This window comes from Pseudomonas sp. TREG-RG-20F-10-E-6-01 (assembly GCF_022662455.1).
Taxonomy (GTDB): domain Bacteria; phylum Pseudomonadota; class Gammaproteobacteria; order Pseudomonadales; family Pseudomonadaceae; genus Aquipseudomonas.
Genome location: NZ_JAKNQP010000002.1, coordinates 408,185 through 426,282, shown reverse-complemented (window position 1 = coordinate 426,282; position 18,098 = coordinate 408,185). Strand labels below are relative to the sequence as shown.

The 18,098-nt window shown below is 60.7% G+C and carries 15 protein-coding genes; 8 read left to right on the top strand and 7 right to left on the bottom strand.

The window, feature by feature from the left end; genetic code table 11:
* The first annotated feature begins 56 nt into the window (after nucleotides 1-56).
* The 4 genes from hrpA (at nucleotide 57) to L8K08_RS08345 (ending at nucleotide 6,402) form a co-directional block, all read left to right on the top strand.
* On the top strand, nucleotides 57-3,968 hold the full coding sequence (gene hrpA, locus L8K08_RS08360; RefSeq protein WP_242195756.1) for an ATP-dependent RNA helicase HrpA: 3,912 nt from the start codon (nucleotides 57-59) through the stop codon (nucleotides 3,966-3,968).
* A 340-nt stretch (nucleotides 3,969-4,308) separates the two neighbouring features.
* Nucleotides 4,309-5,430, top strand: coding sequence for a beta-ketoacyl-ACP synthase III (locus L8K08_RS08355; protein ID WP_242195752.1), 1,122 nt, complete (start codon nucleotides 4,309-4,311; stop codon nucleotides 5,428-5,430).
* Nucleotides 5,431-5,560: 130 nt separating this feature from the next.
* Nucleotides 5,561-6,175 carry a sigma-70 family RNA polymerase sigma factor gene (locus L8K08_RS08350; RefSeq protein ID WP_064453547.1) on the top strand — a complete coding sequence of 205 codons (615 nt, stop codon included), beginning with the start codon at nucleotides 5,561-5,563 and terminating at the stop codon, nucleotides 6,173-6,175.
* A complete protein-coding gene (locus L8K08_RS08345) occupies nucleotides 6,169-6,402 on the top strand; it encodes a zf-HC2 domain-containing protein (protein WP_106576374.1) in 234 nt (77 codons plus the stop codon). The genes L8K08_RS08350 and L8K08_RS08345 overlap by 7 nt, the downstream gene beginning before the upstream one ends.
* Before the next feature lie 118 nt (nucleotides 6,403-6,520).
* Here L8K08_RS08345 and L8K08_RS08340 read toward each other — a convergent pair whose 3' ends face one another.
* On the bottom strand, nucleotides 6,521-7,843 hold the full coding sequence (locus L8K08_RS08340) for a putative porin (protein ID WP_242195749.1): 1,323 nt from the start codon (nucleotides 7,841-7,843) through the stop codon (nucleotides 6,521-6,523).
* A gap of 281 nt (nucleotides 7,844-8,124) precedes the next feature.
* Here L8K08_RS08340 and L8K08_RS08335 point away from each other — a divergent pair, with 281 nt between their 5' ends.
* Nucleotides 8,125-9,249, top strand: coding sequence for a GNAT family N-acetyltransferase (locus L8K08_RS08335; protein WP_242195746.1), 1,125 nt, complete (start codon nucleotides 8,125-8,127; stop codon nucleotides 9,247-9,249).
* 11 nt (nucleotides 9,250-9,260) lie between these two features.
* Here L8K08_RS08335 and aqpZ read toward each other — a convergent pair whose 3' ends face one another.
* From aqpZ to L8K08_RS08310, 5 genes are all read right to left on the bottom strand, one after another.
* Nucleotides 9,261-9,962: an aquaporin Z gene (gene aqpZ, locus L8K08_RS08330; protein WP_242195743.1), complete on the bottom strand. Its 702-nt coding sequence runs from the start codon at nucleotides 9,960-9,962 to the stop codon at nucleotides 9,261-9,263.
* Between the two features lie 280 nt (nucleotides 9,963-10,242).
* Nucleotides 10,243-12,075, bottom strand: coding sequence for an ABC transporter ATP-binding protein (locus L8K08_RS08325; RefSeq protein WP_242195740.1), 1,833 nt, complete (start codon nucleotides 12,073-12,075; stop codon nucleotides 10,243-10,245).
* Nucleotides 12,076-12,157: 82 nt separating this feature from the next.
* On the bottom strand, nucleotides 12,158-12,721 hold the full coding sequence (locus L8K08_RS08320; RefSeq protein WP_106576379.1) for a peptidylprolyl isomerase: 564 nt from the start codon (nucleotides 12,719-12,721) through the stop codon (nucleotides 12,158-12,160).
* A gap of 3 nt (nucleotides 12,722-12,724) precedes the next feature.
* On the bottom strand, nucleotides 12,725-13,528 hold the full coding sequence (locus tag L8K08_RS08315; protein WP_242195737.1) for an alpha/beta hydrolase: 804 nt from the start codon (nucleotides 13,526-13,528) through the stop codon (nucleotides 12,725-12,727).
* 14 nt (nucleotides 13,529-13,542) lie between these two features.
* Entirely contained in the window at nucleotides 13,543-14,466 is a 924-nt protein-coding gene (locus L8K08_RS08310) for a LysR family transcriptional regulator (RefSeq protein ID WP_145159004.1), read from the bottom strand.
* A gap of 49 nt (nucleotides 14,467-14,515) precedes the next feature.
* Here L8K08_RS08310 and L8K08_RS08305 point away from each other — a divergent pair, with 49 nt between their 5' ends.
* From L8K08_RS08305 to L8K08_RS08295, 3 genes are all read left to right on the top strand, one after another.
* On the top strand, nucleotides 14,516-14,830 hold the full coding sequence (locus L8K08_RS08305) for a 3-phosphoglycerate kinase (RefSeq protein ID WP_145159001.1): 315 nt from the start codon (nucleotides 14,516-14,518) through the stop codon (nucleotides 14,828-14,830).
* A 151-nt stretch (nucleotides 14,831-14,981) separates the two neighbouring features.
* Nucleotides 14,982-15,581 carry an FMN-dependent NADH-azoreductase gene (locus L8K08_RS08300; RefSeq protein WP_242195734.1) on the top strand — a complete coding sequence of 200 codons (600 nt, stop codon included), beginning with the start codon at nucleotides 14,982-14,984 and terminating at the stop codon, nucleotides 15,579-15,581.
* 203 nt (nucleotides 15,582-15,784) lie between these two features.
* Nucleotides 15,785-16,651, top strand: coding sequence for a carboxylate/amino acid/amine transporter (locus L8K08_RS08295; protein ID WP_242195730.1), 867 nt, complete (start codon nucleotides 15,785-15,787; stop codon nucleotides 16,649-16,651).
* Between the two features lie 110 nt (nucleotides 16,652-16,761).
* Here the strand turns inward: L8K08_RS08295 and L8K08_RS08290 are convergent, their stop codons facing one another.
* On the bottom strand, nucleotides 16,762-18,060 hold the full coding sequence (locus L8K08_RS08290) for a mechanosensitive ion channel family protein (protein ID WP_119742212.1): 1,299 nt from the start codon (nucleotides 18,058-18,060) through the stop codon (nucleotides 16,762-16,764).
* Nucleotides 18,061-18,098: the final 38 nt, after the last annotated feature.

Below are 18,098 nucleotides of genomic sequence, written 5' to 3'. Positions count from 1 at the left end.
GGCGGTTTTCTGCGACAATCCGGCCCCTGCATAAATAGACGACCCAAACGCATCTGATGACTGACCAAGCGCCCGCTATCGACCAACTGCTGAAAAACCTCGATCACGCCATGCTCGCCGACCGCCACCGCTTGCGGCGCCAGTTGCTCGAGCTGCGCAAGAAGCCCGACGAGGACAAGCTGGCGCAGTGGGTCACGCGCATGCAGGCGTCCTGCGCACAGGTCACGGCGCGGCGCGCCAGCCTGCCGGTGATTCGCTACGACGATAGCCTGCCGATTGCCGCCAAGCGCGACGAGATCAAAGACGCGCTGCAAAAGCATCAGGTGCTGATCATCGCCGGTGAAACCGGCTCGGGTAAAACCACCCAACTGCCGAAAATCTGCCTGGAAATCGGCCGTGGCCAATACGGCCTGATCGGCCACACCCAGCCGCGCCGAATCGCCGCGCGCAGCGTCGCCAGCCGCGTCGCCGAAGAACTGGCCACGCCGTTGGGCGCGCTGGTCGGCTATCAGGTGCGTTTCGAAGACCAGAGTGACGCCAACACCCTGATCAAGTTGATGACCGACGGCATCCTGCTGGCGGAAACCCAGAACGACCGCTACCTGGAACGCTACGACACGATCATCGTCGACGAAGCCCACGAACGCAGCCTGAACATCGACTTCCTGCTCGGCTACCTGAAAACCCTGTTGCCGCGTCGCCCCGACCTGAAAGTCATCATCACCTCGGCGACCATCGACCTGGAGCGTTTTTCCAAGCACTTTGACGATGCGCCGATTGTTGAGGTCTCGGGCCGTACCTTCCCGGTGGACACCTGGTATCGCCCGCTGACCCTGGAGCAGGACGAGGAGGGCAACCGCGTCGAGGACGACTTGACCGTCGACCAGGCGATCCTCGCCACCCTGGATGAAATTGCCGCCTATGAGCGCAGCGAACGGCGCAGCCCCGGTGATGTGTTGGTGTTCTTGCCGGGCGAGCGCGAGATTCGTGACGCCGCCGAGATGCTGCGCAAGGCCCAGCTCAAGCACACCGAAATTCTGCCGCTGTATGCGCGCCTGTCACCGGCTGAACAACAGCGCATTTTCCAGTCCCACCCGGGCCGTCGTGTGGTGCTGGCGACCAACGTCGCGGAAACCTCGCTGACCGTGCCGGGCATCCGTTATGTGATCGACAGCGGCACCGCGCGCATCAGCCGTTACAGCTACCGCGCCAAGGTGCAGCGCCTGCCGATCGAGGCGATTTCCCAGGCCAGCGCCAACCAGCGTAAAGGCCGTTGCGGGCGGGTCGAGCCGGGTATTTGCATCCGCTTGTACAGCGAAGAGGATTTTATTGGCCGCCCGGAATTCACCGACCCGGAAATTCTGCGCACCAACCTTGCCGCCGTAATCCTGCAGATGCTGCACCTGCGCCTCGGCGAAATCACCGATTTCCCGTTCATCGAGCCGCCGGACGGCAAGGCCATCAGCGACGGTTTCAACCTGCTGCAAGAGCTTTCGGCGGTCGACCGTAACAGCCAGCTCACGCCGCTGGGCCGCCAACTGGCGCGCCTGCCAGTGGACCCGCGCATGGGCCGCATGCTGCTCGAAGCCGCCAAGCTGGGCAGTTTGCAGGAAGTGCTGATCGTCGCCAGTGCCATGTCGATTCAGGACCCGCGCGAGCGTCCGCCGGAACGCCAGCAAGCGGCCGACCAGGCTCACGCCCAGTGGAAGGACCCGGATTCGGACTTCGCCGGGTTGGTGAACCTGTGGCGCGGTTTTGAGGAACAGCGCCAGGAACTGACCGCCAGCCCGTTGCGCAACTGGTGCCGCAAGAACTTCCTGAATTACCTGCGCCTGCGCGAGTGGCGCGACTCCCATCGCCAGCTCAGCCTGATTTGCCGCGACATGCAGCTGACCGTCAATAAGGAGCCGGCGGACTTTGCCAAGCTGCACAAGGCCGTGTTGTCTGGCCTGTTGAGCCAGATCGGCCAGAAGACCGAAGACGGCGATTACCTCGGCGCGCGTCAGCGGCGCTTCTGGATTCACCCGTCCTCGGGCATCGGCAAGAAGCGCCCGCAATGGCTGATGACCGCCGAACTGGTGGAAACCACCAAGCTGTATGCGCGCATGGTGGCGAAGATCGATGCCGACTGGATCGAGCCGCTGGCCGGGCACCTGATCAAGATAAACCACTTCGAGCCGCATTGGGAGAAGAAGCGCGGCCAAGTGGTGGCCTTTGAGCAGATCACCCTGTTCGGGCTGATTGTGGTTGGGCGCCGGCCGGTGCATTACGGGCCGATCGACCCGGTGGTGTCGCGCGAGCTGTTTATCCGCGAAGGTCTGGTGCGCGGCGAGATTCAGTCGCGGGCCAAGTGCCTGACGGCCAACCAGCAACTGCTGGAGCAGCTCGACGAACTGGAGGCCAAGGCGCGCCGCCGCGACATCCTGGCGGACGAAGAAACCCTGTACGCCTTCTACGATGCGCGCTTGCCGGCGGAGATCCACCAGACCGCGACGTTCGACAGCTGGTACAAGGTCAACAGCCAGAAAGACCCGCAACTGCTGATCATGCGCGAGGAAGACGTGCTGGCCCGCGAGGCCAGTGAAGTCACGGCCCTGCATTATCCCGACACCTTGCACCTGGGCGATCTGGAGTTGGCCTTGAGTTACCACTTCGAGCCCAATCACCCACGCGACGGCGTGACCCTGCGCGTGCCGGCGCCGCTGCTGCCGGCGTTGCCGCCGGAGCGCCTGGAATGGCTGGTGCCGGGTGTGATCGAAGCCAAGTGCATTGCCCTGGTGCGCAACCTGCCCAAGGCGCTGCGCAAAAACTTTGTACCGGTGCCGGATTTCGTCAAGGCGGCGCTGCAACGCATCGAATTCGGCCAGGGCTCGCTGCCCCAGGCGCTGGGGCGCGAACTGCTGCGCATGACCGGCGCACGGGTCAGCGATGAAGCCTGGGCCGAGGCGGCGCAGCAGGTGGAAAACCACCTGAAGATGAACCTGGAAGTGGTCGACGGCCAAGGCAAGTTCCTCGGCGAAGGGCGCGACCTGGCCGAGCTGACCGCGCGTTTTGCCGAGGCCAGCCAGGCCGCGTTGGCCGTGCCGCAAACCGCGAAAAGCCAGGAGCCGGTGCAAGCCAAGGTGTTTGCGGCGGTGGCCGAGAAGACCCAGCAAAAGATCGCCGGCCTGTCGATGACGGTCTACCCGGCGCTGGTTGAAGAGAATGGCACGGTCAAGGAAGGGCGGTTCTCGACGGCCGCCGAGGCGGAGTTCCAGCATCGTCGCGCGTTGCAGCGTCTGCTGCTGCAGCAATTGGCCGAGCCGGCCAAATTCCTGCGCGGCAAATTGCCCGGCCTGACCGAATTGGGCCTGATGTACCGCGAACTGGGGCGCATCGACGCACTGGTGGAAGACATTCTGTTGGCCAGCCTCGACACCTGCGTACTGGAAGGCGAAGCCAGCTTGCCGCGTGACGGTGCAGGTTTGGCGGCCCTGGCCGAACGCAAGCGCGGCAGCTGGACCGAGCACGCCGAGCGCCTGGCCCGCCTGACGCTGGAAGTGCTGAAGCTGTGGCATGGCTTGCAAAAGCGCTTCAAGGGCAAGATCGACCTGGCCCAGGCGGTGGCCTTGAATGACATCAAGCAGCAGCTGAGCCATCTGGTGTACCCAGGTTTTGTGCGGGAAACCCCGGCGCAGTGGTTCAAGGAACTGCCGCGTTTCCTCAAGGCCATTGAGCTGCGCCTGGAGAAACTGCCCAGCCAGGTGCAAAAAGACCGGGTGTGGAGCACCGAGCTGAGCGGCCTGTGGGCCCAATACCAGAACCGCCAGAACAAACACGCCCAGGAAGGCAAGCGCGACCCTCAGCTGGAGCTGTATCGCTGGTGGTTGGAGGAATATCGCGTGTCGTTGTTTGCCCAGCAGTTGGGCACCAAAGTGCCGATTTCCGATAAGCGTTTGAGCAAGCAGTGGAGCCAGGTGGAAGCCTGAGGCTTTCTTGGCTTCCAGAGCAAAACCGATCTCATGTGGGAGCTGGCTTGCCTGCGATGCAGACACCGCGGTGTATCAGTCAAAACACTGGGATGCCATCCCAGGCAAGCCAGCGCCCACAGTCAGCACCGGGTTTATCCGGGAAATGGCGCCAAATCCCCGAGGTTGTGGCAAACTTCGCGGTCATAAATGCCGGGATCGTCGTGAAGGGCTGGTGTTCAGCCGCGGCGTACTGGAATAAAGCGTTGCCAGTTTGATGCCCGCTGGACGGAATCGAACGACTTAAAGTTTGGTACGACGGTACCAATATCTTCTGCCTGACAGATTTAGAGGAACGACCGTGCATAACGTCGTCATCAGCGGCACTGGCCTGTACACCCCGGCCAACAGCATCTCCAACGAAGAGCTGGTGCAGTCTTTCAATGCCTATGTTCAGCAGTTCATCACTGACAACGCCGCCGCCATCGAGCGCGGTGAGGTTCAGGCACTGACTGAGTCCAGCGCGGCCTTTATCGAGAAAGCATCGGGCATCAAGAGCCGTTTTGTCATGGACAAGGACGGTATTCTCGACCCGCAGCGCATGGCCCCGCGTTTGCCTGAGCGCAGCAATGACGAGTGGTCGGTGCTTTGCCAGATGGCGGTTGGCGCGGCCGAACAGGCCCTGCAGCGCGCTGGCAAGACTGCCGCCGACATCGACGGCGTGATCGTCGCCTGCTCCAACCTGCAGCGCGCCTACCCGGCCATCGCCATCGAAGTCCAGGAAGCGCTGGGTATCGAAGGCTTCGGTTTCGACATGAACGTGGCGTGCTCGTCGGCGACCTTTGGTATCCAGAACGCCGCCAACAGCATCCAGCTGGGCCAGGCGCGGGCGATCCTGATGGTCAATCCGGAAGTCTGCACCGGCCACCTGAATTTCCGTGACCGCGACAGCCACTTCATCTTCGGTGATGCGGCTACGGCCGTGATTCTCGAGCGCGCCGACCTGGCGACTTCCGAGCACCAGTTCGACGTGGTGAGCACCAAACTGCTGACCAAGTTTTCCAACAACATCCGCAACAACTTCGGCTTCCTCAACCGCACGGCGGAAGAGGGCATCGGCGCGCCGGACAAGCTGTTCGTACAGGAAGGTCGCAAGGTCTTCCGTGACGTCTGCCCGATGGTTGCCGAACTGATCGGTGTGCATCTGGACGAAAACCAGCTGAATGTGACCGATGTGAAGCGTTTCTGGCTGCACCAGGCCAACCTGAGCATGAACCACCTGATCGTGAAAAAGCTGCTGGGCCGCGAAGCCTCGGTGGAAGAAGCGCCGGTGATTCTCGACACCTACGCCAATACCAGTTCGGCAGGTTCGGTGATTGCGTTTCACACCTACCAGGACGACTTGCCAAAAGGAGCCGTGGCGGTGCTCAGTTCGTTCGGTGCGGGTTACTCGATCGGCAGCGTGATCCTGCGTAAACGCTAATCGTTGGATTTGGCCAGATTTAATGTGGGAGCTGGCTTGCCTGCGATGACGATAGTGGAGTCACCGCCGCTATCGCAGGCAAGCCAGCTCCCACAGGTATCGGATTTCCACAGCAGGATTTAGGTAAACGATGGCAGCCGCCGACGACGCGCACCTGCTGGAACGGCTGCTCAAGGGCGAGCAGCGCGCCTATAAGGAATTGGTCACCACCTACCAGAGCGCCATGCGCGCAGTGGCCTATGCCATTGTCGGCCAGCGCCACGCCGACGAAGTGGTGCAGGACGCGTGGTTGTCGGTGGTGCGCAACCTGGCCAAGTTCGAAGGGCGTTCCAGCCTCAAGACCTGGCTGCTGACCATCACCGCCAACTCCGCCAAGGGCCGCTATAAACAAAATCGCCGGGAAGTGTTGCTTGACGATTTGCCCTCACCTCACGGCACCATCGGTGACGATCGCTTCGTCCCCGACGATGGCCACTGGGCCGTCGCCCCATACGCCTGGCACCAGGACACCCCGGAAGCGTTGTTGACCGAGGATGAATTGCGCAAGTGCCTGGAGCATACGTTGCTGAGTTTGTCGGAGCTGCAAAGCAGCGTGCTGGTGCTGCGTGAGCGCCAAGGCCTGGAGTTGGAAGAGATTTGTAATCTTCTGACGCTCTCGCTCTCCAATGTTCGTGTGCTGTTGCATCGGGCACGGCTTAAAGTCTTCGCCACGGTGGAGCATTTTGAGGAAACGGGCGAATGTTGACCTGCAAAGAACAAGTGGCACGTTCCAGTGACTACCTCGATGGGCAATTGACCTTCCGCGAGCGTCTGCTGGTGCGTCATCACTTGATGTTTTGCCCTAACTGCCGGCGATTTATCCGTCAGATGCGCCTGATGCAGGCGACTTTGAAAATCATGCCGGAAGAACCGGTAAAGGATGTGGACGCATTGGCTGACCGGCTGGTGGCCGAGCGGCTGAAGGACCAATAAACACGGGCAAAGGCAGGCTCGCGTGGGTGAGTCGAACGGATGATGAGGGGCGATCCACCCACGCAAGGCTGTTGAAACCACCTCGGGCCGTCCTGGCCCAAGGTTTATTGCACACTCATTAGAACTTGGCTTCAGCATCCAGCTGCAGGGTGTTGGTGTTGGCATCCCGCTGCGTGCGGCTGGCATAGTCAGCCTTGGTCAGGAAGTACGTGGCGCCGAGGGCGAAGTTCTTGTCGATGTCGTAGCTGACCTTCATCTTGTGACCGCGCGAGCCGGTGGTGCCGTTGGCGAAGTCCGAGTCGGTGAAGGCACCCACCACGGCGTTACGCTGGATATCGCGGTAGTTGTAGTCCAGGTTCAAGCCGAACACTTTGGACTTGGCACCGATCAACCAGGCAGTGTCCTGATCGGTCACGGCGTCGTTGTTTTTCACGTACTGGCCATAGAACGCCAATGGCACTGCCAGGCCGCCGATGTCGGCTTGGGCGAAGCCTTCGTACAGGCGGAACTGGTTGTCGGCCGAGTTGCCGTTGACCGCCAATGCGCAAGGCGTGGTGGTGGTCGTGCAGCGGCTGTCCTTGTCGTTCTGGTAGGCGTAGACGCTGCCGCCCAGGGTCATTTTCAAGTTGTCAGTCACCGAGAACCGCGTGCCCAGCTGGCCGGACGTCAGGCGCAGGTCGTGACGAAATTGCACGCCGTCGCCGTCGACGTTGTCCTTGAGGTTGTAGTTGCCGATGCTGCCGAACAACTCGGCGCTGCTGCCCAATGGGTATTTGTAGGTCAGGGCCAGGCCTTCCGGGTTGATGTCGCTGTCCCAGATCACGTCGCCCATGTTGACCCACGGCTGCAGCATCTTGCCGCCGATCACGTGCAGGTTTTTGATCTGGTCCGGGTGGTAGTCGATGTAGCCCAGGTCCAGCCAGATCGACTTCTTGTCGAAGTAGTTGTCCTGGTCCTGGTTGGTGGAGCGCGCGTCGTCGCTGCTGCCGGTGGCAATGCGAATGCCGGTGTCGACCTGCGAGTTGACCTCGGTGTAGGCGCCCAGGCGGGCACGGATGCGCTGACGGTCCTTGTCACGCCCGCCGTTGTTGGATTCGCCCTGGATCTTCACGGTTTCCTGACGGAAGCGCACGTCACCCTTGAGTTGAGTGCGCGCGGCCCAGGCCAGTTTCTGGTCGAACACGCTCAGGTCATTGGTTTTTTTCGCGGTGGCCGCGATCTGCTCGTTGGTCTCTTGTTGAGCTTGCTGTGCGATCTGCTTTTCTTTCTGGTCCTTGGCCAATTCCGCTTGCAGTTCGGTGTACTGCGCAGCGGTGATCTGGCCGTTGGCCTTGAGCATGTCGAGCAATTTAGCGTCGACTGCAGCGCTGGCCGGAACGCTCAGGACCAGCAACAGGCCGCCACACAGGGCCGCCGCAGTTTTAGTGGAAGCAAGACGCATATCAATCTCCGAAAGTGAGGAGGGATGGCAAACCACCCAGGACACAACCGACCGATGACGGACGGAAAATAGCCGCCTGCTAGAACCAGGCGCTCTAAAAACAGGCGTCAGTATCACGATCACTTATGACGGGGCAGTGGCTAAGTGATGTCATGTAGATGACAAAATATTTAAGAAGGAACTATTTGATTCGGCCTTTGTCGTGCCATTTGAGCGTGTGCGAAGGCCAGCGATAAGCGATACTCGCCAGGCTTTCACGCCCTGAAGTAGTGAGGATGCCGATGCCGTTGCAACGCCTGGACGCCCTGTCCGAAATCGCCCCGCAGGTGTGGGATGCCCTCGTGCCGCAGGCCCAACCCTTTGTGCGGCATGCATTCCTGAGTGCGCTGGAAGACAGCGCCAGCCTGGGCCCGCAATCGGGCTGGCAACCTGAGCATTTGCTGCACTGGGAAGGCGATCGCCTGGTGGCAGCAATGCCCAGCTACCGCAAATGGCATTCCTACGGTGAGTACGTGTTCGATCACGGTTGGGCCGATGCGTGTGAGCGGGCAGGCATTGATTACTACCCAAAGTTGCTGACCGCAGTGCCGTTCAGCCCGGTCAGCGGGCCGCGCTTGCTGGCCAGGAGCGCCGAAGATGGCTTCGAGCTGCTGAACAGCCTGCCGGGCTACCTGGAAATCGAAGGGCTCTCCAGCGCCCACATCAATTTCACTGATCCTCTGGCCGACCAAGCCTTGGCGCAGCATCCAGGTTGGTTACAGCGCTTGGGCTGCCAGTTTCATTGGCAAAACCGCGGTTATCGCGACTTCCAGGATTTCCTCGACGCCTTGAGTTCGCGCAAGCGCAAACAAATGCGCAAAGAGCGCGAGCAAGTGGCGGGGCAGGGCATCGAGTTCGAATGGCTGCAAGGCCATGAGTTGAGCGAAGCGCAGTGGGATTTTGTCTACGCCTGCTACGCCAACACCTACGCCGTGCGCCGCCAGTCGCCGTACCTGACGCGGGCGTTTTTCAGCCTGCTGGCCGAGCGCATGCCCGAAGCGATTCGCGTGGTGCTGGCTAAACAGGGCGCGCGCCCGGTTGCGATGGCCTTCAGTCTGATCGGTGGCGACAGCTTCTACGGGCGTTATTGGGGCTGCCTGGCGGAATTCGATCGTCTGCATTTCGAAACCTGCTTCTACCAGGGCATGGATTACGCCATTGCTCACGGCTTGCAGCGCTTCGACGCCGGCGCCCAAGGCGAGCACAAATTGATTCGCGGGTTTGAACCAGTGATCACCCGGTCGTGGCACTACCTGCGCCATCCGGGCCTGAAGAATGCCGTGGAAGATTTCCTCGAGCGCGAGCGCGTGGGGATTCTGGCGTATGCCGAAGAAGCGAGGACAGCCCTGCCTTATCGGCAGGGCTGAACCCCTTGACCTCAGGCTGGGTCCTCCTCGCCCAGCCATCGATAGGTCGCGCCGCCGATCACCGCACCCAAAATGGGCGCCAGCCAGAACATCCACAACTGCTGAAGCGCCCACCCGCCGACAATCAGCGCCGGGCCGGTACTGCGGGCCGGGTTGACCGAGGTATTGGTCACGGGGATGGAGATCAAGTGGATCAGGGTCAAGGCCAGGCCGATGGCGATGGGCGCGAGGCCCGCTGGGGCACGACGGTCAGTGGCGCCAAGGATGATCAGCACGAACATCGCCGTCATCACCAGCTCACAGACAAACCCCGTTGCCATTGAGTAACTGCCCGGCGAATGCTCGCCATAGCCATTGGCAGCCAGGCCCGATGCCAGTTCGAACCCGGGTTTGCCGCTGGCAATGAAGTACAACAGCGCGGCGGCGACCGTGCCGCCGATAACCTGCGAGAGGATATAAGCCGGTAACTCCTTGGCCGGGAACCTCCCGCCCACTACCAAGCCTACTGATACGGCCGGGTTGAGATGGCAGCCGCTGATGTGCCCGATGGCAAACGCCATGGTCAACACCGTGAGCCCGAACGCCAGGGCCACACCCAACAGCCCAATCCCGACGGCGGGAAACGCTGCGGCCAACACCGCACTCCCGCAACCGCCCAACACCAGCCAAAACGTACCCAACCCCTCTGTGATTGAACGTTTGAACAAAGACATGCAACACGTCCTTGATAGATCGCTCTACCCAATCAGTAAATCAATGATGCTCCCTGCAGATTTACTTCAGCGCCCGTCTGGGCACTGCTTTGATTGAAGCAGGGTTTGTGGGCAAGTCCAGGCCATAAAAAAGCGCCAGGGCCTGAAGAATAGGCTGCCTGACGCTGTTAAGTGTGGGAGCTGGCTTGCCTGCGATTGCAGTGTGCCAGGCAGCCAATTTGGTACTGACACTGCGCTATCGCAGGCAAGCCAGCTCCCACAGGGGCCAGGGTTGTCAGCCTCAGTCGATGCCGACAAACCCGCCGGTCTGGTGCTGCCACAACCGCGCATACAACCCGCCATGGGCGAGCAGCTCGGCATGGCTACCGGTCTCGGCAATCTGCCCTTTCTCCAGCACCACCAATCGGTCCATTCGCGCGATAGTCGACAACCGGTGCGCAATCGCTATCACCGTCTTGCCTTGCATCAAGGTTTCCAGGCTTTCCTGGATCGCCGCTTCCACTTCCGAGTCCAGCGCCGAGGTGGCCTCGTCCATGATCAGAATCGGCGCGTCCTTGAGCAGCACCCGCGCAATGGCAATGCGCTGGCGTTGCCCACCGGAGAGTTTGACCCCGCGCTCACCCACATGGGCGTCCAGCCCGGTACGCCCTTCGGCGTCCGACAGCAGCGGAATGAATTCATCGGCGCGGGCCTTGTGGATGGCGGCCGTCAGTTCTTCATCGGTCGCATCCGGCTTGCCGTACAGCAGGTTGTCACGGATCGAGCGGTGCAGCAGCGAAGTGTCCTGGGTGATCATGCCGATCTGTGCGCGCAGGCTTTCCTGAGCGACCTCGGCGATGTTCTGCCCGTCGATCAGGATGCGCCCGCCTTGCAGGTCGTACAGGCGCAGCAGCAGGTTGACCAGGGTCGACTTGCCCGCGCCGGACGGGCCGATCAGGCCGATCTTTTCCCCGGCCTTGATCGTCAGGTTCAAGCCGCCAATGATCCCGCTCTTTTTGCCGTAGTGGAAATCCACCTGCTCAAAGCGTACTTCGCCATGGGGAACGTTCAGGCGTGGGGCATTCTCGCGGTCGGTGACCGCCAGCGGCGCTGCGATGGTTTTCAGCCCGTCCTGCACCATGCCGATGTTTTCGAAAATGCCGTTGACCACCCACATGATCCAGCCGGACATGTTGACGATACGAATCACCAGTCCGGTGGCCAGGGCAATCGCGCCCACGGAAATCAGCGACTGGGTCCACAGCCACAGAGCCAGGCCGGTGGTAGTGACGATCAGCAGGCCGTTCAAGATGGCAATCGTCACGTCCATGCTGGTCAGCACGCGGGCGGCCAACTGAGTTTTTTCGGTCTGCTCGATGATCGCTTCCTTGGCGTATTCCTGCTCATTCTGCGTATGGGCGAACAGCTTCAAGGTGGTGATGTTGGTGTAGCCGTCGACGATGCGGCCCATCAGTTTGGAGCGCGCTTCAGAGGAAATCACCGAGCGCTCTTTTACGCGCGGCACAAAGTAACGCAAGGCCAGGCTGTAGCAGATGATCCAGGTGATCAGCGGGATCATCAGCCGCCAGTCGGCCTCGGCAAACAGCACCAGGGCGCTGACCGCATAGATCGACACGTGCCAGATGGCTTCCGCCGTCGCCACCGCCGAGTCACGCAAGGAGTTGCCGGTTTGCATGATGCGCTGGGCAATACGCCCGGCGAAATCGTTTTGAAAGAAATTCAGGCTCTGCTTGAGCACGTAGCTGTGGTTTTGCCAGCGAATCAGGCTGGTCATGCCGGGGTTGATGGTCTGGTGCACCAGCAAGTCATGCAAGCCGTTGAAGATCGGGCGCAATAGCAGGGCGACCACGGCCATCCAGATCAGCTCGGCGCTGTGAACCTGGAAGAAGTTGGCGGGCGGTGTGCCTTGGGCCAGATCGATGATACGGCTCAGGTAGCTGAACAACGCCACTTCGATCAACGCACCGATCAGGCCTACCACCAGCAACGCGGCAAAGCTTGGCCACACCTGGCGCAGGTAGTAGAGGTAGAAGGGCAGGACTTTGTCGGGCGGGGCGTCGCTGGGGGCAGCGCGGAAAATATCGATCAGTTGTTCAAAACGACGATAGAGCATTAGGTTGACGCCCGCCTGGCGGGCTCTCCTGTTCAAATGCGCGCGTGGCCTTGTGGGCCATGCGCGGAGCTACCTGCAGACCTCAGTCGATGCGCTTGGCCGACTTGATCAGAACAGGATCGATAGGCACGTTCTGCATGCCTTGCTTGGTGGTGGTCTGCGAGTTGACGATGATATCGACCACGTCCATGCCCTTGACCACTTTGGCGAATACGGCGTAACCGGCGTCACGGCCCGGATCGAGGAAAGCATTGTCGGCCACGTTGATGAAGAACTGGCTGGTGGCCGAGTTCGGGTCATTGGTGCGGGCCATCGACAGGGTGCCGCGTACGTTGTGCAGGCCGTTGCTGGCTTCGTTCTTGATCGGTGCTTCGGTTGGCTTTTGCGACATCTGCGCGGTGAATCCGCCGCCCTGGACCATGAAGCCCGGGATCACGCGGTGGAAAATCGTGTTGGTGTAGAAGCCTTTGTCGACATAGGCCAGGAAGTTCTTGGTGCTGATCGGCGCCTTGACCGGGTCCAGTTCGATTTCAATGTCGCCATTGGTGGTGGTGATCAGGACGTGAGGCGCCTTGGCGGGCTCGGCGGCCATCAGGTTGGCGGCGAACAAAACAGAACCGGCAAAGAAGGCGATTTTTTTCAACATGGGTCAGTGATCCTGGGTAGTGGTTTCGACTGTCTTTAGAAAATCGAGCAGGGTAGCGTTAAAGACTTCGGGTTGATCCAGAGGCGTGGCATGGCGGGAATCTTCAATCACCATCAGTCGCGCATCGGGCAGCAGTTTTACATAGATTTCTTTTTGCGCCACGGGTGTGTAGTCGTGGTCGGCGCTGATGACCAGGGTTGGACAGGTGATCCTGGAAAGTTGTTCCTGTACGCCCCAGCCCACAATCGCGTCGAAACTGGCGAGATAAGCACGTTTGTCGTTTTTTGCCCAGCGTTCGGCCATCTTGCGCCGCAGGTCGCCCTGGTGCGGTTTGGGGAACAGCCGATCACCCAGGGCCTTGCCGATGGTGGCCAGGCTGAGCACTCGCGCCAGGCTCCAGCGCTTGGCCCACTGCCAATAATCATCGGCGCTGCGCACTTTGACCTCGGGCGCACTGTTGACGATACACAGGCTCTTGATCCGGGCAGGCTCGTCCACCGCCAGCTGGAAGGCAATCATGCCGCCCATGGACAGGCCCACGACATGAGCGGGCGGCAGGTTCAGGTGTTCGATCAAGGCGAGCAGGTCGACGGTGAAACCCTTGATGCTGTAGCGCTCGCGAGGTTTGTCGGAGCGCCCGTGACCGCGCACATCCACCACGATCAGGCGGTAATGCCGGGCCAGCACCGGAATCTGCAGTTCCCAATCCTGGCTGCTGGAGCCCAGGCCGTGGATCAGGATCAACGGGCTGCCGTGACCGTATTCCTCGTAATGCAGGCTGCAGCCTTCATGGTCGAACCAGGCCATGCATGAACTCCGTTTCAGGCTTGCTGGGGAGCGGCGTAAGGCGCGTCCAGGGGGGCGGTGTCAAAGGTGCGCAGCAATTCCACGAGGATCTGTGTGGCTGGGCCCAGGGGTTTGTCCTTGTTCGCGTACAGATAAAACGTCGGGTTGCGGCTGCCGCCTTTCTCCAAGGGTAGCTGCTTGAGCAGGCCATCGTTGAGTTCGCGCTCGATCATGTGCCGGGGCAGCCAGGCAAAGCCCAGGCCGCTGCTGACGAATGTCGCGGCGGTGGGCAGGCTGCCGACGGTCCAGCGCTGTTCGGCGCCAAGCCAGCCCACATCTCGCGGTTGCTGGCGGCCGGAGTCGCGGATCACCACCTGCATCTGGCTTTCCAGGTCCTGGAAGCTCAGCTCACGGTTCAAGCGATGCAGCGAATGGTCCGGGTGGGCCACGGCGATAAATTCCACATCGCTCATTTCCGTGCCCAGGTAGCCGGGGATAATGAACCCGCTGATCGCCAGGTCGGCCATGCCATCCATCAGCAACTCTTCGACGCCCGACAGCACTTCTTCACGCAGGCGCACGCGGCAGCCACGGCTTTGCGGCATAAAGGCGGTAAGGGCGCGAACCAGGCGTGCATTGGGGTAAGCGGCATCCACGACCAACCGCACCTCAGCTTCCCATCCCTGTTCCATGTGGTGGGCAAGGTCTTCCAGTTGGCTGGCGTTTTTCACCAGTTGCCGCGAGCGGCGCAACAACACTTCACCGGCGTCGGTGAGCACCGCCTTGCGTCCGTCGATGCGCAGCAGCGGCACGCCGAGTTGGTCTTGCATGCGAGCAACGGTGTAACTCACCGAAGACTGCGAACGGTGCAACGCTTCAGCCGCCTGGGCGAAGCCGCCGTGGTCGACCACGGCTTGCAGCGTGCGCCATTGATCGAGGGTAACGCGGGGCGCTTTCAAGATGAGCTCCTCTTGTCCTAAGCTGGCGGTCCTTATTGGAGACTGCCGAATGAGAAAATTCTGTTGTGTGTTGCTGGCGCTGCTGCCGATGAGCGCATTCGCCTACCCCATCGACGTCACGAAAAAGATCGACGGCGTGCAAGTGGACTACACCGCGACCGACGTGGACGGCGACATCAGTTCGATCCGGCTAAACAACTACGGCACCAATGACGCGGTGTGTTCGGTAACCTTCACCAACGGCCCGGAATCGCCGCGTAATCGCAAGGTCACGGTGGCGGCGGGCAAAAGCACCAACACCACGGTCAAGTTCAGTCGCGCCATTATCAAGATGCGTATCGCGCTGGCATGTGCCCCAAAATAAAGCAGCAGCGGAGCATGCTCACAGCAATACTCCGCTTATAAACAAATTTCTAGATGGGTTGTAGCAGTTTTTTGCGCTTTTTTATCGAATGAGCCCTGGTTAATCTTTTCTCCATCGCCTTACAGCATTTACAGATGGAGCCTACCCAGCCATGTCCAATGTTCTGATCATCGAAAGCAGCGCACGCCAACAGAATTCGATCTCCCGTCAGCTGACCCAGCAATTCATCAGCCAATGGAAGGTCGCTCATCCGACGGATCAGATCACCCTGCGTGACGTGGCGCTTAACCCGGTTCCGCACCTGGACGCCAACCTGCTCGGCGGCTGGATGAAACCCGCCGAACAGCGCAGCGGCATCGAACAAGCCTCCCTGGACCGCTCCAACGAATTGACCGACGAACTGCTCGCCGCCGATGTGCTGGTGATGGCGGCGCCGATGTACAACTTCGCGATCCCCAGCACCCTCAAAGCCTGGCTGGACCACGTGTTGCGCGCCGGTGTGACCTTCAAGTACACCGCCACCGGCCCTCAGGGTTTGCTCATTGGCAAGCGCGCGATTGTGTTGACCGCGCGCGGCGGCATCCACACCGGCGCCAGCTCCGATCATCAGGAACCGTACCTGCGTCAGGTCATGGCCTTTATCGGTATTCACGACGTGACCTTCATTCATGCTGAAGGGGTGAACCTGAGCGGGGACTTCCAGGAAAAAGGCATTAACCACGCCAAGGCGCTGCTGGCACAGGTCGCTTGATCGTTTAATCGTCACATAATCGCGCGGTGTTTATATCGCCCCACGCAAACCCTTCAAGTACGCGTATCGAACCTCCCTTTGCACTTGTTGCTCCTGAGTGCTCCTGCCCGACTGCCGCTTTAGCGAGGTCGGGTTTTTTTTGCCTCGAGTTTCTTCAAACACCGAAAACCCTTAAAGTCGCGCCCATTCGAAACGAGGCGCGCATGGGCTATTTACTGGTTGTCACCCTGATTCAGGCTTTTTCCTTCAGCTTGATCGGCGAATACCTCGCCGGTCACGTCGACAGCTATTTCGCCGTGCTGGTGCGCGTGGTGCTGGCCGGGCTGGTGTTCATCCCGCTGACCCGCTGGCGCTCGGTAGAGCCAAGGTTCATGCGCGGCATGCTGGTGATCGGCGCGCTGCAGTTTGGTGTGACCTACGTGTGCCTGTACCTGAGCTTTCGGGTGCTCACGGTGCCGGAAGTGTTGCTGTTCACCATCCTCACGCCGTTGCACGTGACGCTGATCGAAGACGCGCTTAACCGTCGCTTCAATCCTTGGGCGCTGATCGCGGCGCTGGTGGCGGTGGGCGGCGCGGCAGTGATTCGCTTTGACCAGATCACGCCGCACTTCCTCGGCGGCTTTTTGCTGTTGCAACTGGCCAACTTCACCTACGCCGCCGGGCAGGTGATGTACAAACATCTGGTGGCGCGCTATCCAAGCGACCTGCCGCATTACCGACGTTTCGGCTACTTCTACCTGGGCGCCTTGATCGTGGTGTTGCCGGCATTCCTGCTGTTCGGCAAGGCCGACTTCCTGCCGCAGGCGCCCCTGCAATGGGGCGTGCTGGTGTTCCTCGGGTTGGTCAGCACCGCGTTGGGCATGTACTGGTGGAACAAGGGCGCTTGCCTGGTCAACGGCGGCACCCTGGCGGTGATGAACAATCTGCATATGCCGGTGGGGTTGCTGCTGAACTTGCTGATCTGGAACCAGCATGAACCGCTGGGGCGGCTGGCGTTGGGCGGGTTGGTGATTTTGGCGGCGGTGTGGATCAGCCGGTTGGGCGTACGTAAAGGGTTAGCCCAATCTTGAACCCCTTTGTGGGAGCGGGCTTGCTCGCGAAGGCGGTGGGTCAGTCAGTGATCGGTTGACTGATTCTCCGCGTTCGCGAGCAAGCCCGCTCCCACAGAAGGTCGTTGGTGTTATACCGCGCTGTGTTCCAAGGTCGGCAGATGACTGGCCCCCAGCACCGCCGGCAACATGCCCGCGCGCAAGTCATTGCCACTTGGCTGCTGATACAGGCTCAAACCGAACTCCGGCAGCACCGCCAGCAGGTAATCAAAAATATCCCCCTGGATGCGCTCGTAATCCGCCCACGCCGTGGTGCGCGTGAAGCAGTAGATTTCCAGCGGCACGCCCTGAGCGGTGGTTTGCATCTGGCGCACCATGCAGGTCATGTTCGGCTGAATGTCCGGGTGGCTTTTAAGGTAGGCCAGGGCATAGGCGCGGAAGGTGCCCAAGTTGGTCATGCGGCGGCGGTTCGCAGAGAGTTGCGCGCTATTGCCCTGGGCCTCGTTCCACGCCTTGAGCTCAGCCTGCTTGCGGCTGATGTAGTCGGTGAGCAAGTGCACCTGGGTCATGCGCACTTCTTCATCGTCACGCAAAAAACGCACGCCGCTGGCGTCGATGTACAGGCTGCGCTTGATGCGGCGACCGCCGGACGCCTGCATGCCGCGCCAGTTCTTGAACGACTCTGACATCAAGCGCCAGGTAGGAATGGAGACGATGGTCTTGTCGAAATTCTGCACCTTGACCGTGTGCAGCGTGATGTCCACTACATCACCGTCGGCGCCGACCTGAGGCATCTCGATCCAGTCGCCGACCCGCAGCATGTCGTTGCTGGTCAATTGCACACTGGCGACGAACGAGAGCAGCGTGTCCTTGTACACCAACAGAATCACCGCCGACATCGCACCCAACCCCGACAGCAGCAACAGCGGCGAACGGTCGATCAACGTGGCGACGATAATGATTGCAGCGAACACGAACAGCACCATTTTCGCCAATTGCACATAGCCCTTGATCGAGCGAGTGCGGGCATGTTCGGTACGTGCGTAGATATCCAGCAGCGCATTGAGCAGGGCGCTCACGGCCAGCGTCATGAACAGGATGGTGAATGCCAGGGCGACGTTGCCGATAAACAGCGTGGCGGTTTTGCTCAGGTCCGGCACCAGATACAGGCCGAACTGAATCACCAGGGACGGCGTCATCTGTGCCAGGCGGTGGAAGACTTTGTTGTGCCGCAGATCATTAAGCCAGTGCAGCGCCGGTTGCCGGCCGAGCAATTTGACGGCGTGGAGGATGAGGTAGCGCGCGACCCGGCCGAGCAGCAGGGCGACTACCAGCAACACCAGCAAACCCAGGCTTGCATGCAGTAGCGGGTGTTGATCGAGGGCGCCCCAAAGGTCTTGGACGTTGAGCCAGAACTGTTTGATATCCATGGGTGAAACCGATTCTTCTGTAAGACAACACGGGCCGA

Bases quoted from the DNA above. Each gene is read 5' to 3' on its own strand.
- hrpA (WP_242195756.1), top strand. From the start codon at position 57: ATGACTGACCAAGCGCCCGCTATCGACCAACTGCTGAAAAACCTCGAT.
- L8K08_RS08350 (WP_064453547.1), top strand. From the start codon at position 5,561: ATGGCAGCCGCCGACGACGCGCACCTGCTGGAACGGCTGCTCAAGGGC.
- L8K08_RS08345 (WP_106576374.1), top strand. From the start codon at position 6,169: ATGTTGACCTGCAAAGAACAAGTGGCACGTTCCAGTGACTACCTCGAT.
- L8K08_RS08340 (WP_242195749.1), bottom strand. From the start codon at position 7,843: ATGCGTCTTGCTTCCACTAAAACTGCGGCGGCCCTGTGTGGCGGCCTG.
- L8K08_RS08335 (WP_242195746.1), top strand. From the start codon at position 8,125: ATGCCGTTGCAACGCCTGGACGCCCTGTCCGAAATCGCCCCGCAGGTG.
- aqpZ (WP_242195743.1), bottom strand. From the start codon at position 9,962: ATGTCTTTGTTCAAACGTTCAATCACAGAGGGGTTGGGTACGTTTTGG.
- L8K08_RS08325 (WP_242195740.1), bottom strand. From the start codon at position 12,075: ATGCTCTATCGTCGTTTTGAACAACTGATCGATATTTTCCGCGCTGCC.
- L8K08_RS08320 (WP_106576379.1), bottom strand. From the start codon at position 12,721: ATGTTGAAAAAAATCGCCTTCTTTGCCGGTTCTGTTTTGTTCGCCGCC.
- L8K08_RS08315 (WP_242195737.1), bottom strand. From the start codon at position 13,528: ATGGCCTGGTTCGACCATGAAGGCTGCAGCCTGCATTACGAGGAATAC.
- L8K08_RS08305 (WP_145159001.1), top strand. From the start codon at position 14,516: ATGAGAAAATTCTGTTGTGTGTTGCTGGCGCTGCTGCCGATGAGCGCA.
- L8K08_RS08300 (WP_242195734.1), top strand. From the start codon at position 14,982: ATGTCCAATGTTCTGATCATCGAAAGCAGCGCACGCCAACAGAATTCG.
- L8K08_RS08295 (WP_242195730.1), top strand. From the start codon at position 15,785: ATGGGCTATTTACTGGTTGTCACCCTGATTCAGGCTTTTTCCTTCAGC.
- L8K08_RS08290 (WP_119742212.1), bottom strand. From the start codon at position 18,060: ATGGATATCAAACAGTTCTGGCTCAACGTCCAAGACCTTTGGGGCGCC.